This window comes from Sphingobacterium sp. HMA12, assembly GCF_002933815.1.
GTDB lineage: Bacteria > Bacteroidota > Bacteroidia > Sphingobacteriales > Sphingobacteriaceae > Sphingobacterium.
Map to the genome: position 1 here is coordinate 62,603 of NZ_BEYR01000007.1, position 15,802 is coordinate 78,404.

Consider the following 15,802-nt stretch of genomic DNA (forward strand, 5'->3'; position numbering starts at 1 on the left):
AAACTAGCAGGTTGGAATCTTTAAAAATGGAATTGCAATAAAGTATCTTGGGATTTGGTTGTTCAGTGCACGTATGCCATTGACAATACAGCTGACAAAGGTATAGAGGTATATCAAGATGAACAGGGCGAATCCAACGGGAAAGTAGAAGACAAGCAATACGATCAGCAGCAGCAATAGCAGGCTCATGGTGAGTTGAAAGTTGAGCGATAGCCGTCCGTGGTAGTCGTATAAGCTATTGCGGTCTCTATAATTGATCCAAAGTAAAAGTGGAAGCAATAGATTGCTCAACGGAAAAATAACACCTGCTAAGGGTATAAAATGGAAAAAGCTTAGAATTCTGGTTTCTGCAATTGTTGTTACTTCTTTCATTTCGCTATTTTCGAATGTTGGTATGGTCTCGGCAGGTTCTAAGGTTTGCGTATCGCGGGAACTGGAATACAGTTCGGCCACGGATAGTTCAAGCGCTTGCGCCAGCTTTCGTACAGAATCACCATAGGGGATGACCTCACCTTTCTCGATACGTTGAATCGTACGGCTGGTAAGACCAGACAGCTCCGCTAGTTCCTGTTGCGTGAGTCCTTTCTCCAGCCGTATGCGGGCTAAATCAAAAGTTTGTTTTTCTTTATCCATCGATCGCCAATACTGCCTGGGCTTGTTTTTTAAGGCAACTAAATATAACCATATTTTAAGTTGCGTGCAAGCGGTCTAATGTCTAGAAGCTTGTGCGAAGTTACTGAAAGCGATATCGCGAACTCCCGCAATCAAGGACAGTATCATCAATAATCTCGAAAAGAGGGTATTGGGAAGGAAAAAAAAGGTGTTAAAAATATAAGTGTCTCATTATGAGTGTTCACATTGTTAATTTGTTCATTTTTCTTAAAAGATAAAGATTAAAATGATTATTTAAATGCCCGATGAACGATCTTGGCATAATATCTGTTGATATAGCAGCATATATTAATATAACTAATCTTAAATTGAGAAAAGGGCTACAAGTAATGAGTAAGAAGTTTTTTGCCGTTTTATTGTTTTGTGTCGTTACAGCATTTGTGCAAGCACAATCAATGAAAATAACACCGAAGGATTTTGTAGATGCTAGCGATGAGTCCAAAAACTATGTCGTGTTGAATTTCGCCGGTAGATCACAAAATGATCTCTATAAAGCGGCGCTAAAATATGTGAATTCATATTATAATAATCCGGAGAAAGTTACGACGAAAATAGAAGGAGAGCAGATTGTCATTGATGCTATGGAGCAGAAAGCTGTTTATACCACCTATCTGGGCTCAAAAACATACTATGATTTTTATTATAAAATTACATTAGACTTCAAAGATGCGAAAATAAGACTCGCACCGAATTACAAATATTTTGAGTCACCGGGTGGGATTGAATATCCTCTGAACGGCACGAATAACTTCATGTCAAAAAATGCGTTGTATGGTAGCAATGGTAAAGTGGCCAGAAAGAGCTTACAGGAGGGATTAGATGCGTTCATCAATAAGTATATTGCTGAATTCTCAAAGAGCATCAACGATAGCAAGTCCAATGACAATTGGTAGAAAAACCACCAAATAATATATAATGAGAGAGCCTCCGGATGGAGGCTTTTTTGTTTTCTCAGGCGGCTTTGGTCCGATGGATTTGTTGTATATTTTTACTAACTTAATTATGGAATAATGTCAGTTGCACCACCTGATTATAAAAGGGAGATTATGATTCCCATTATTATGATACGAAAATGTATTCATCTGAATTTTGCGGTTCATGATGATCATCCACCTGATATTCGGTATGTTTTTGTAGATGCTAGGAAAGAAATATAAAGATTATCTTTCAAAAAATCTGATTTATAACGATTAGAAAACTACTGCAGCTTTTTGTCATTCTTTTTGACTTCTTTTTATAAGCTGTAATCAAAAATCCCAAGAGGGAATCATTGACGATCCCGGAGAACGGAAATACCCAACAATGTAGGTGATTCGCTTTGGCGTAGGGTAAATAATGAGGACGATTTCAGTGCTTAAAATAAAGTTTCAACTAATTATTGGCTTGTCTTAAAAATGCCTAAATAATATTACTATGCGCTATTAATGGCGAATAAACACCAATTTCCAGAAGTTTATATGAATTTATATGAAATGCTTATATGGGAGTGGACAATAAGTGGAATAGAAGTTAATGGTAAGGATAGCATCTCTAGAAATCAGGCATTATTTTATCTACTCAAGGCTGATGAGCTTGGTGAAAAAAGTGCCGTTTATAGTGTGTATAAAGAGTTTAAGGATAGTATCAATCCTCCTAAATCGATCACCTATCTAAAGAAAATTCAGAAGTTTTACTAATTATTTTGCCCAGTTACCTAGCTGTATCCTGGCAAAGTGAACCTCTCTTTAATAGCATCAGTGTTTGTCGCATCGTGCGCTATTTTTAATGCAACAATAAAATTAACTAGATAATTGTGGGGTTTCGCGAATGAATTTTTGTTTATATTTGAGTGACGTTGATCAATTATAATAACCTAGTGAAAGCGAGACAACTTATTCTTCTATGCATTTTTGCGATAGCTTACTGTACACCACTGTACGCGACCAAAGTAGATTCCTTATTGCAGGTCCTGGACAAGACAATAGGTAATCGGGCGGTTTATTTAGATGCCAAGATTCACCGGATAGATTCAATTAAAGGCCTGTTAAAAAGCCATTCGGCGGCTAAAGAGCGCTATGAGATCCAAAACCAGTTAATTTTTGAATACCAGACCTTAAACTGCGATTCTTCGCTTACCTATATTGGTAGCAATATCTCGATAGCCAAACAATTGAATGATAAAATGCTTATGACCGAAAGCCAGACCAAATTGGCTTTTGTTCTCTCTATCTCAGGATTATTTACCCAAGCATGGGACGTACTTAAGCAGATCGATTATGATGGACTGCCGCAGCACCTTAAAGTCCTCTACCACTGGAGCTATATCCGCTATTATGAAAACCTGATCAAATATACTGACCATGATACCTACAATAGCGCATACGAGGTTGAAATTGCCAAATCTAGAAATAGCCTTATGAGTCTGCTTGATCCAACTTCGGATATGTACCTCAAAGAAAAATCATTTAAGCTCAAAGCAGACGGTATGTTCAAAGAGTCCCGCGATATCCAGCTGAGATTGTTTAAAAAAGAAAAAATCAATACGCATGGCTACGGGATGTCTGCAATGGGCCTTGCCATGATCGCCAAAGATATGGGGGAAATGAAATTAGCCGAAGAATATCTTGTCATGGCCGCAATAACAGATGTAAGTCTGGCAATTAAAGAAAATGAGTCATTATTGACCCTGGCAATTTACTTAAATAAAAAAGGCAACGTAAATAGAGCCTTTACCTATATTCAGGCTGCGCTAGACGATGCAAACTACTATAATTCGCGCTTCCGCAATACCGTGATCGCACGTACCCAACCTATTATTGAGGCAACCTATCTGGCCAAGATAAACCAACAACAGAAAAACCTGCGTCTTTATGCAATCGTGATCAGCATATTTGCCGTTATTTTAATCCTTACGCTCTATTTCTTGTTTAAACAGATAAAGATTGTATCCCGTGCCCGGAAGAATCTCAATATGACCAATGAGCAGCTGAAGCTCGTCAACCATAAACTGGACGAGGCCAATCTCGTACGTGAACGCTATATCGGCTATTACCTCAATCAATGTGCGGTGTACCTGGACAAATTGGATGATTTCAGAAAAAATGTATACCGCAAGGTCAAAAGCCGCCAGCTCGAAGACCTGCAGCAACTTACCTCTTCCAGTACATCACTGGAAAAATATACGCAGGATCTTTATACTGATTTTGACCGGACTTTTCTGGAGGTATACCCCAATTTTGTCGATGAATTTAATAGCCTACTTAGACCGGACGAACAGTACCAGCTGAAAAAGGATAAACTCAATACCGAACTCCGTATTTTTGCCTTGATACGACTGGGGATTTCTGATGTCAACCAGATCGCCATATTTTTACGTTATTCAATGCAAACCATCTATAACTATAAAAGCAAAGTAAAGAGTAAGGCCATCAATGATGTGGAACATTTCGAAGAAAAAGTACGAAAATTGGGTGCAGTATCCACAAATCAATTCTAAATCATTTACCAAAATAGTTTTCTTGTTATTTTGTAACTGATTGTGTGTTAGATTTTTGATTTAATTTCTCTGTTTCAATAGTTTACTAAGAGCCCTACTTGCAGTTGCAAGTAGGGCTCTTGCGTTATACATTTGTTTCCAAAGGAATGCCGATAGAACCAATACCAATTTGATAAATCTATTTTTACGTTTTACCTATCGTCAACCTTGTACAATTTTAATCTTATGGGAAATTATTCTAGAAAAATCTTTTTGGCAGGATTCACTGTTCTTGTCTCTTTGGGGGTAGCTGTCCGGACTGTTGCGCAACAAATTCAGCCTTTTAAAGATGGCGACCGAGTGGTCTTTTTGGGAAATAGTATTACAGATGGCGGCCATTACCACGCTTATATCTGGCTGTATTATCTAACACGTTTTCCCGAGATGAAATTGAAAGTATTCAACGCAGGGATCGGTGGCGATCGGGTGGTCGATATGCTCAGAAGATTGGATGACGATGTTTTCAGCAAGCAGCCCACGGTATTGATTACCACTTTCGGTATGAACGATTCAGGCTATTTTGAATACAACGGTGATCAGCCTGAGCTTTTTGCGGATACAAAGGTAAAAGAGTCGTATGACGGCTATAAAGAAATGGAAAGACGATACAAAGGATTGGTAGGTACTCGTCTGGTATTACTTGGAAGCACACCTTATGACGAAAATGTGGTCATCAAGGATAATAAGCCATTTAAAAATAAAAATAAGGCAATGAAACGCATCGTCGATTTTCAACGGGAATCGGCTAAAAGCAATGGTTGGGAATTCTATGATTTCAATCAATCCATCAGCGCAATCAATACGAATTTTCAGCAAAATGATCCATCCTTCACCCTATCGGGAAGCGATCGTGTGCACCCTGATAATAATGGGCATATGGTAATGGCTTATTTATTTTTAAAAGCGCAGGGATTTGTCGGTCAGGGGGTAGCAAGGGTAGGCATTGACGCAACAAAACAACGTGTGACAGAAGCTGAGAACTGTATTGTTGACAATGTCAAAAAGGCTGGGAATAACCTCAATTTTGATTATCTCGCGGCGGCATTGCCTTATCCCATGGATACAATCGCTCGAGGATGGGGGGCTAAATATAGTCAGCGCGATGCGGTTAATATTGTCCCGTTTATGGAAGAAATGAATCAGGAAGTTTTGCAGGTAAAAGGTCTTAAAGGAGACTATAGCTTATGGATCGACGATCAGGAAATCGGAGTGTGGTCTGCTACGGATTTGGACAAAGGGATCAATTTGGCAAATCAGACACGGACACCCCAATATCAGCAGGCGTTGAAAGTGATGTTCCTCAATGAAGAACGTTGGGAGATTGAACGCCGTTTCCGTGATCTGGCTTGGGTACAGTACAATTTTTTTCTTCCAAAAGGACTTTTGAATGCAGACAATCGCAAAGCCATCGAGGTCATGGACCAACATGTAGCAACAGATGGTTGGTTGCGTGCAAAACGAGATCTCTATGCCAAGGCGATGCATCCTGAAGTTCGTGCGGCATGGCGAAGCCAGATTGATGATCTACAGCAGCGGATGAATGAAATAAATCAACCTATTAAACGGTCTGTGCGTCTTGTACAGCTGAAAAAATAATGGCATGACTGGGTTGAAAAAAATTGCAGTTACTTTGTTTATTGTGTTGGTATCAGCAGTTGGTCTGCGGGGACAGCAACAAGCTTATTTTGTCGATGGTTACCATGGTGGGATTTACGGACACTACCCCCTTTGGGTAACGACATTTATGCTCGACCATCTGGAAGCAGCGCCAAGCTGGCGAATTGGACTTGAGATTGAACCCGAGACCTGGGATACGGTCAAGATCAAGGATCCTGTTGGTTATGCACGCATGAAGGAATGGGCCAAGGATTCACGGCTGGATTTCACAAATCCGACCTATGCGCAACCTTATCTATATAATATCTCAGGCGAAAGTATTATCCGTCAATTTGCTTATGGTATGGCCAAATACCATAAGCATTTTCCGAAAATTAAGTTTACAACCTATGCTGCGGAAGAACCTTGTTTTACAAGCAGCTTGCCTCAGATTCTCGAGCAATTCGGATTTCAGTATGCGGTACTTAAATGTCCAAATACCTGCTGGGGCGGTTACACAAGAGCATATGGTGGTCAATTTCTGAACTGGGAAGGGCCTGATGGCACGGCAATCCTTACTGTACCCCGCTATGAAAATGAGGCTTTTGAAAAAAACTCAACCTGGCAGACAATGGCCTGGGCCAACAAGGTAGACTACTGGAAGAGCTGTTATGATGCTGGAATTACCAATCCCGTGGGGATGTGTTACCAGGATGCGGGATGGAAAAATGGCCCATGGATGGGAATAGGGGAAAAGGTGAAAAATAATGTTCGTTACACAACCTGGACGGAATATTTTCAGTCGATCCCGGCTGGACTAGCTGTTCCCAGCTGGAAAATGGGACAAGAGGACATTTTGGTTAACTTAATGTGGGGTAGCCAAGTGTTACAGCGCATTGCCCAACAGGTACGCCAGGCTGAAAATAGCCTATTGCAGGCTGAAAAAATCGGTGCCATGGCTTTTATGGATCATGGCTTTGTACCGGATAGTAAACTGCTGGACGAGGCCTGGCGGACCTTGATGATGGCACAACATCACGACTCTTGGATTGTGCCTTACAATAAGCTGCATAAGGACCAGACATGGGCTCAGGCAATCGAGGACTGGACCAGCAATACGCTGACCATTGCAGGTCAATTGATCCAGCAGGCGCATGCTTCTTATGCCACTTCAATACGGAGTGGCAAGGCTGAACTGGGCTACATACGGGTTTATAATACGCTTGCCCAGCACCGAAAGGAATGCGTACGGGTGATGTTACCTGCACATGTGGATGATGTCACCGTATGGACAGGAAAACAGGAGGAATTGCCCGCGCAGTGTCATCAAACCGATAAGGGTAAAGTCCTGGAATTTGAAGCAGAGGTGAATGGCTTTGGTTATGCTACTTATCAGCTTAAGGTGGCTCAACCTATTAAGCCAGGCCAATCTAAATCGGGTGAACAGAAAAACACCGTCCGTTTTGACGACGAAGGCAACTGTATTCTCGAAAATGAATTGTACAAGATTGTGCTGAACAAAAAGCAGGGTGGAACGATCAGTAGTCTGATTGCCAAATATGCAAATCACAAGGAATTTGCAGCACAGGTCGGGGCTTATCGGATGGGAGAAATCTCAGGACATTTTTATGAGGCGGGGAAATTTTATTCTTCTAAGGAAAGCCCTGTAGCGTTTGCTGTCGTGCAGGATGATGGGCTGAAAACAACGGTGGAGGTAAAAGGGAATATCAATGGACATCCCTTTGTACAGTTGTTGTCTCTAGTTGCAGGGCAGCAACGCATAGATATGGACCTGACCATCGAGTGGAAAGGCAATGTAGGCATCGGTGAATATAAGCAACAACAGAAATGGACAGATAACAGACGTGCTTTTACGGACGATCGCTATAAGTTGAAAGTCATGTTTCCCTCAACTTTAAGGCAGGGGAAAATAACCAAAAATGCACCTTTTGATGTCACCGAAAGTGGCTTGGAGGATACCTTTTTTGGCCAGTGGGACCAGATTAAGAACAACGTTGTGTTGAACTGGGTGGACCTATTTGACGAAACTAGTCAATATGGGTTCGCAGTACTGACGGACCATACGGGGTCGTATGTACATGGTAAGGAGTTCCCTTTGAGTCTGACTGCACAATACTCGGGTTTGGGATTGTGGGGGATGGATTATAAGATTACTGGGCCATTACACATGCGCTATGCGTTGATACCTCATGAAAAAAATTGGAATATAGCGCGTATCACAGACCGAAGCAAAGCATGGAACGAACCGCTATTGGCATCCTATCATCCCAATATCGAAGCCAGAGATCGACAGTTGATCGCACTCTCGGAGGATCATTTGGAGATATCGGCCTTGCAGTTGGACCATGGACAACTTAGCTTACGCCTGTTTAATACGGACAATAAACAGGCTTCATCAACTGTCACCATAAACTTTCCCGCGACTTTGCTGCAGGAAGTCTTGCTAAATGGTGAGCAAAAAAGGAATATTCCCCTGAGCAGAATAGCTGACGGCAGGAAAGCTTTTGTGGTACAGCTGCCACAATTTGGAATCAGGACCTTTAAAGTCAATAAATAGAACCTTTAAAAAACGATAAATCAATATGAATAAATTATATGGACTGCTATCTTGTTTTGTTGTCGCGCTAATCGTGTCTTCGACATCGTGTGCTAGTCGCCGAAATCATCTTGTTTCCGGTCCAGCAGACTATGTCAATCCATTTATTGGTGCGAGTACAAGTGTGGGTGCCGCAGGTACATATCACGGTCTGGGAAAGACTTTTCCGGGGGCAACGACGCCTTATGGCATGGTGCAGGTGAGCCCCAATACCATCACAGGGGGGGATAACAGCCCCGGGTATAGTTACGAGCATCGCAGCATGGAAGGTTTTGCCTTTACCCAGATGAGTGGCGTGGGCTGGTATGGTGATCTCGGAAATTTCCTGGTCATGCCCACCATCGGTAAATTACAGACCATCGCCGGAAAGGAGGATGGTACGTTGACTGGTTACCGCTCGTCTTACAACAAATCCAGTGAGGTTGCTCAGGCTGGATACTATGCGGTTGATCTCGAACGGTATAATATTCGCGTGGAGGCTACCGCTGCCCCGCATAGTGGTATGCTTCGTTTCACCTTTCCCCAAAGTAAGGAATCACGTATACAGATTGATCTGGCGCGTCGCGTCGGTGGCACGGCGATACAGCAATATGTCCGAAAAGTAGATGACTACAGTATTCAGGGATGGATGCGCTGCACGCCTGAGGGTGGTGGCTGGGGCGATGGCGACGGTAAGGCGGATTATACGGTTTACTTTTATGCACGTTTCGATAAACCACTAAAAAAACACGGGATCTGGTCGGCAGAAATTCCCGACAACTGGACTCGTAAGCGTGACGATGTACAGTCCATACCTTACCAAAGTCGGGTGGCCGAAGCGAAAGTGTGGCCCGGAAGAAACGAAATGGAAGGCAAACACCTCGGCGTGTTCTCCGAATTTGAAACCAGTCAGGGTGAGCAGGTCAATCTACAGGTCGGGATTTCATTCGTCGATATGCAGGGGGCAAAAAATAATTTTGAAAAGGAAATAGCAGGCAAGAATTTCGATCGCGTCCGTCGTGAAGCGAAAGAAATGTGGGATGCACAGCTATCAAAAATTGCCGTCAACGGCGGTACAAAGGATCAAAAAACGATCTTTTACACCTCGCTATACCATACCATGATTGATCCGCGCATCTTTACGGATGTCGATGGACGTTATATGGGTGGTGACAACAGAATCCACCGTAGTGAGGGCTTTACCAAACGGACAATTTTTAGCGGCTGGGATGTATTCCGGTCACAATTTCCATTACAGACATTGATCAACCCTACCTTGGTAAATGATGAGCTCAATTCATTGATCAGTCTGGCTGATGAATCTGGAAAGGCTTATTTTGAACGTTGGGAATTATTAAATGCGTATTCAGGCTGCATGATTGGTAATCCTGCGCTATCGGTATTGGCAGATGCCCATGTGAAAGGAATACGCAATTACGACGCATCCAAAGCATTAACTTTTGCAATCAATACCTCCAAAAGATTTGGAAATGATTCGTTAGGCTACACTCCGGGGGCATTGAGCATTTCGAATACGCTGGAATATGCATACACCGACTGGTGCATTGCGCAGCTGGCAAAAGGATTGAACAAGGCTGATACGGAACAAGTTTATTTGACCAAAAGCCAAGCCTACCGAAAAATATTTGATCCAGAAAAAGGCTGGTTCAGACCCCGGAAAAGTGACGGATCATGGGAAGAATGGCCCGAGAATGCACGCACTAAAGAGTGGTATGGTACCATTGAAAGTAACCCATACCAGCAGGGCTGGTTTGTGCCACATGATATTCCAGGTATGATCGAGTTGATGGGTGGGAAAGAGAAGACCTTAGCGGACCTAAAGGATTTTTTCGAGAAGACGCCTGAAAAAATGCTCTGGAACGACTATTATAATCATGCCAATGAGCCAGTGCATTTAGTTCCGTTTTTGTTCAACCACCTGGATGCGCCTTACCTCACCCAAAAATGGACCCGTTACATCTGCGACAACGCGTATAGTAATACCGTAGAGGGGATCGTGGGAAATGAGGATGTAGGACAGATGTCGGCCTGGTACGTGCTGGCCGCATCGGGGATACATCCCTCTTGTCCGGGCTCAACACGTTTTGAAATAACAAGTCCCATATTTCAGGAATTGTCTTTTCAGCTGGATCCTAATTATTTCTCGGGTAAAAGGTTTCGCATGATCGCTCACGATAATTCGCCGGACAATATGTATATCCAACGGGCGGTCCTAAACGGAAAGCCCTATGCTAAAAATTATATTGACTTTAAAGATATGGTGGCCGGAGCAACTTTGGAGCTGTATATGGGACCTAATCCAAACAAAAACTGGGGAATCAAATGAAAACAAGACTAGTATATATACTGCTATTCCTGCAGCTGGTACTTGTAGGCTATGGGCAAGTACGCGAGATTTCGCTCAATAGTGATAATCCTGCGATTCGCTGGGAAATAAAGCCCCAATCGGATCTGCCTTATTCGGGGCAGGAAATAGCACAACCTAATTTTCGGATCAAAGACCCCGTGCGCGGTATTGTCCCGGGTGTCGTCTTTACGGCTTATGTGAATCAGGGACTTGTACCGGATCCCAATTTTGCGGACAACATCTACCGCGTGGATGAACAGTTATTCAACCGTCCGTTCTGGTACCGTACAACTTTCCGCCTACCCGCAGACTATAGAAAGGGACAGCGTGTGTGGATCCATTTTGACAATACCAACCGTTATGCTGATTTTTTCTGCAACGGAGTGAAACTATCGGGCGTAGCTGGCTCTACCAAAGATGTCAGTGGCCATATGTTGCGCAGCAAATTTGATATTACGGATCTCGTGCGCGAGGGACAGGACAATGCAATCGCGGTGTTGATTACCGATGCCGATCAGAAAAAAACACGTACAGCAAAAGAACCTTTTGGTGTAACGGCAAGCCCCACATACTTGGCTGCAGCTGGCTGGGACTGGATGCCTTATGTGCCGGGACGCTTGGCCGGGATTACCGGCAATGTATCGTTGCGTTTTACAGGTGACGTCAGTATGGAAGATCCCTGGATGCGGTCCGACCTGGAAAGTAATGAGTTTGCCTACCTGGACTTTTCGACTGATCTAAAAAATACAAGCGATCAGGCCAAAGAAATAACGCTCGAAGGAATCGTTATGCCTGGGGATATCCGATTTTCTAAAAAAGTGAAGGTCGCTGCAAACAGCACCCAAAAGGTATATATCACCCGCAATGAGGTAAAGGAATTTCTCATCAAACAGCCCCTGCTATGGTGGCCAAATGGTTATGGGGATCCGAATTTGTACAGTTGTTCGCTTACCGCAAAAACTGGTGATGAGATCTCGGATCAGAAGCAGATCCAGTTTGGTATCCGTAAATATGAGTACCATTATGTGCGCAATAAAGCGGGATGGCCAGTGCTGAATTTCTATATCAACGGAAAAAAAATCTATCTCAAAGGCGGGAATTGGGGAATGAGCGAATACTTACTCCGCTGCCAAGGGGAAGAGTACGGTGTCAAGGTCAAGTTGCATAAGGATATGAACTATAATATGATCCGCTTGTGGGCAGGCTCGATTACAGACGATGCTTTCTATGATTATTGCGATCGCTATGGGATTATGGTATGGGATGACTTTTGGCTTTATGTCGCTTATAACGATGTTGCCAATGATGAAGACTTTAAAGCAAATGCGCTAGATAAAGTAAAACGATTGCGAAATCATGCCAGTATTGCGATCTGGTGCGGAGCCAATGAAACTCGTCCGAAACCCGAATTGGATAATTACCTGCGTGCTATTGTGGCTTCGGAAGACCATAATGACCGGTTGTATAAGTCTAGTTCCAATCAGGATGGGCTTTCGGGAAGCGGATGGTGGGGCAACCAACCTCCGCGGCATCATTTTGAAACTTCGGGAAGCAATCTGGCCTGGAACGATCCTCCTTACCCTTATAGCAGCAATTATGGCTATGGCCTACGCACGGAAATCGGAACGGCTACTTTCCCCAATTATGAAAGTATCGTGAAGTTTATTCCGAAAGACAAGCTTTGGCCATTGCCTACGGATGAACAACTAAAATCGGAGGACGAGAATGTGTGGAATAGGCATTTTTTTGGTAAAGAAGCTTCTAACGCGAGCCCCATACAATATAAAGATGCGGTCAATAAACAATATGGTGAATCGACGAATTTGGCTGCATTTGCTGAAAAGGCACAATACCTTAACCTGGAAGTGATGAAGGGCATGTATGAAGCCTGGAACGACAAACTCTGGGACGATGCAGCAGGTATGCTGATCTGGATGAGTCAGTCGGCCTACCCTTCATTTGTATGGCAGACTTATGATTACTATTATGATGCAACGGGCGCCTATTGGGGGGCGAAAAAGGCCTGTGAGCCGGTACATGTACAATGGAATGCATTCAACAACAGTGTTAAGGTCATCAATACAAGCTTAAAGAGCCTTGATTCGGTATGGATTTCGGCGCGGATCTTCGATATGAGTGGCAAAGAGATCAAAAAATATGACCTGCAAACCCGCGCTACCATACAGTCTAATGTGGCGATGGAGGTCTTCCGGCTAAATTTTGATGGCGAACAAGAAGCTAAAGCCTTGTCGGATCTACATTATATAAAGCTTACCCTGAAGGATAGAAACGGCGTTTTGCTGTCTGAAAATTTCTATTGGCGAAATGGCCGCAAAGAGCTGGATTATACCAGCCTAACTAGCTTACCGAAGGCCAAGCTTGAATTTGACTATAAAAAAGAAGCGGGCACCGACGGTATTGTACTCCGGATCGTTAACAGTGGAACGACGGTATCATTTGGTAATCGCTTGCGCTTGGTTGATGCAGCAACAAATGAACGGATTTTGCCGCTCATGATTTCGGACAATTATTTTACCCTGATGCCGGGCGAGGAAAAATTTGTTCGGCTTACGGAATCTCATGCAGAGCAATTGAAAAATGCGAAGCTGTTATGGAAGCAATATGGTCATGCCGAAAAAGAAACATTGAAATTAAAGAACATCTTTTAAAGATGATACAAATTTAAATAGCTGTAATTATGAAACAAAGATTATGTATTTATCTGACCACGCTTTATACGATGTTAAGTCAGGTGTATGCGCAGCAGGCGGATCTGGTAAAGTATGTGAATACCCTCCAAGGGACAGATTCTGAATGGAGCCTGTCCTATGGAAATACTTACCCTACGGTAGGACTGCCTTTTGCGGTGCATTTCTTTTCAGCACAAACGGGGAAAAATGGAGATGGCTGGAAATATCAATACAAAGCAAACAGCATACGGGGATTTCAGCAGGTTCACCAATGCAGTCCCTGGATGGGCGATTATATGGTTTTTTCTTTGATGCCAGGCCTTGGAAAACTGGAAGTCAATGAGGAGCGCCGGGCGCTCTCTTTTAAGCATGAAAATGAGATCGCCAAACCGCATTATTATGCCGTCAATTTTGACAACGGCATCAAGGCGGAATTGAGTCCAGTGGAAAGAGGGGCGCATATGCGCTTTAGTTTCCCGAAAAAGGAAAAAGCATTCTTGTTATTGGATGGCTTTTTGGGCGATAGCGAGATTAAGATTATACCCGAAGAACGGAAGATTGTCGGGTATGTGCATAATGGGCGTTTTGTGCCCGAACATATGAAAAATTATTTTGTGCTGACCTTTGATCAGGATTTTAAAGCTTATGGCACCTGGGAAAATGTAGAGGGCAACATTCAGGCCGCACAACGCTATGATGCTGGGAAAGGTAAAGGTGGGTATCTGGAATTCCGCCCGGGGGCCAAAGTGGAAGTGAAAATCTCTTCATCCTATATCAGTCCTGAACAGGCAAATCTCAATTTTAAACGCGAACTGGAAGGACATAATACCTTTGATGTAAGTAAAAAGAAAGCTTTTGATACCTGGAATGCATTGCTGAATAGAGTAAGAGTAGAGGGAGGGACGGAAGCAGAGATGGCAACATTTTATTCTTGCATGTTCAGGGCCAACTTATTTTCACGGAAGTTCTATGAAATGGATCCGGAGGGTAACCCCTATTATTTCAGTCCTTATGATGGGAAGATCCATAAGGGGTACATGTTTACTGATAATGGTTTTTGGGATACCTTTCGTGGGCAATTTCCTTTGAGCAATCTCTTGCATCCGGGCATGCAGGGGCGTTATATGCAGTCCTTGCTGGACGCGCAAAAGCAGGTCGGATTTTTTCCGACCTGGTCCAATCCCGGAATGTCCGGCGTGATGATCGGCAATCATGCCATTTCGTTATTGACGGATGCCTGGATGAAGAGGATCCGAACCTTCGATGCGGACAGTGCTCTGGCTGCCTATTATCATGAAGCGACGAATAAGGGTTTTTGGGGCGGATCAAATGGACGCGAAGGCTGGAAGGAGTATTTTACCAAAGGGTATGTTCCTTATGGGGATATTCACGAAAGTACGGCAAAGACGTTGGAATATGCCTACGATGACTTCTGTGGTTATCAGTTGGCCAAGGCTACGGGCAACAAATTCTATGAAAATATCTTTGCGCGACAGATGTATAACTACAGGAATGTATTTGATCCTGCCGTAAACTTTATGCGTGGCCGGCTAGACAATGGGCAATGGCGTGAACCCTTTGATCCTGTAGAATGGGGTGGCCCTTTCACTGAAGCAAATGCCTGGCAATATACCTGGTCGGTGATGCACGATGTGAATGGCTTGATCAATCTGATCGGTGGGGTGGATAAGTTTAATGCAAAACTGGATACGTTCTTTACCATGGAGCAACGTGTCAATTATGGTAGCTATAAACAGGAAATCCATGAAATGCGCGAAATGTTGTTGTCAAAAATGGGGCAATACGCACACGGCAACCAGCCAACACAGCACGTCCCGTATTTGTATAATTTCAGCGGTCAGCCCTGGAAAGCACAAAAATATGCCCGTATGGTGACATCGCGCCTTTATAACGCGACAGAAAAGGGGTATCCGGGTGATGAGGACCAAGGACAGATGTCTTCCTGGTATGTTTTGAGTGCTATGGGGATCTACAGTGTCTGTCCCGGAACGGATGAATATGTATTTGGAAGTCCGGTGTTCAAAAAGGTGACCATCAGTCTCGATAATGGGAAAACATTTACCATTAAGGCGGATAATAATAGTCCACAACATGTCTATATCCAATCAGCAGCACTCAATGGAGCAGCCTACGACAAAAATTTTATCCGATATGAAGATCTGCTGAAAGGGGGCGAGCTTCATTTTGTCATGGGGGATAAACCCAATTATGAAAGAGGGATTTCGACGGCTTCAAGGCCATTTTCCCTGAGTTCGATCGATTAGATCTTTTGAAAAAATTTGATGTCAGCGGGCTAGGTTCGCTGACATCATGATAGCATAACCAATTATTTTACTGTTTTACAA

General features: G+C 43.3%; 9 protein-coding genes. 8 read left to right on the top strand and 1 reads right to left on the bottom strand.

What is annotated here, in order from left to right; all coding sequences use genetic code 11:
- Positions 1 to 3: 3 nt before the first annotated feature.
- Positions 4 to 633: a helix-turn-helix domain-containing protein gene (locus HMAT_RS24430; protein ID WP_104385459.1), complete on the bottom strand. Its 630-nt coding sequence runs from the start codon at positions 631 to 633 to the stop codon at positions 4 to 6.
- A 368-nt stretch (positions 634 to 1,001) separates the two neighbouring features.
- Here HMAT_RS24430 and HMAT_RS24435 point away from each other — a divergent pair, with 368 nt between their 5' ends.
- From HMAT_RS24435 to HMAT_RS24470, 8 genes are all read left to right on the top strand, one after another.
- Positions 1,002 to 1,565 (top strand): DUF4468 domain-containing protein, encoded by a 564-nt coding sequence (locus HMAT_RS24435; protein ID WP_158656118.1) that lies wholly within the window; start codon positions 1,002 to 1,004, stop codon positions 1,563 to 1,565.
- A 531-nt stretch (positions 1,566 to 2,096) separates the two neighbouring features.
- Positions 2,097 to 2,348, top strand: a complete 252-nt coding sequence (locus HMAT_RS24440; protein ID WP_104385461.1) for a hypothetical protein — start codon at positions 2,097 to 2,099, stop codon at positions 2,346 to 2,348.
- A gap of 179 nt (positions 2,349 to 2,527) precedes the next feature.
- Positions 2,528 to 4,147, top strand: a complete 1,620-nt coding sequence (locus tag HMAT_RS24445) for a DUF6377 domain-containing protein (RefSeq protein WP_199768756.1) — start codon at positions 2,528 to 2,530, stop codon at positions 4,145 to 4,147.
- Between the two features lie 225 nt (positions 4,148 to 4,372).
- Positions 4,373 to 5,782 (top strand): SGNH/GDSL hydrolase family protein, encoded by a 1,410-nt coding sequence (locus tag HMAT_RS24450; protein WP_104385462.1) that lies wholly within the window; start codon positions 4,373 to 4,375, stop codon positions 5,780 to 5,782.
- A 4-nt stretch (positions 5,783 to 5,786) separates the two neighbouring features.
- Positions 5,787 to 8,360 (top strand): glycoside hydrolase family 38 C-terminal domain-containing protein, encoded by a 2,574-nt coding sequence (locus HMAT_RS24455; protein WP_104385463.1) that lies wholly within the window; start codon positions 5,787 to 5,789, stop codon positions 8,358 to 8,360.
- A gap of 25 nt (positions 8,361 to 8,385) precedes the next feature.
- A complete protein-coding gene (locus HMAT_RS24460; RefSeq protein ID WP_104385464.1) occupies positions 8,386 to 10,725 on the top strand; it encodes a GH92 family glycosyl hydrolase in 2,340 nt (779 codons plus the stop codon).
- Positions 10,722 to 13,415, top strand: a complete 2,694-nt coding sequence (locus HMAT_RS24465) for a glycoside hydrolase family 2 TIM barrel-domain containing protein (RefSeq protein WP_104385465.1) — start codon at positions 10,722 to 10,724, stop codon at positions 13,413 to 13,415. Before HMAT_RS24460 ends, HMAT_RS24465 begins: the two co-directional genes overlap by 4 nt.
- A 29-nt stretch (positions 13,416 to 13,444) precedes the next feature.
- Positions 13,445 to 15,721 (top strand): GH92 family glycosyl hydrolase, encoded by a 2,277-nt coding sequence (locus HMAT_RS24470; protein WP_104385466.1) that lies wholly within the window; start codon positions 13,445 to 13,447, stop codon positions 15,719 to 15,721.
- Positions 15,722 to 15,802 lie beyond the last annotated feature (81 nt).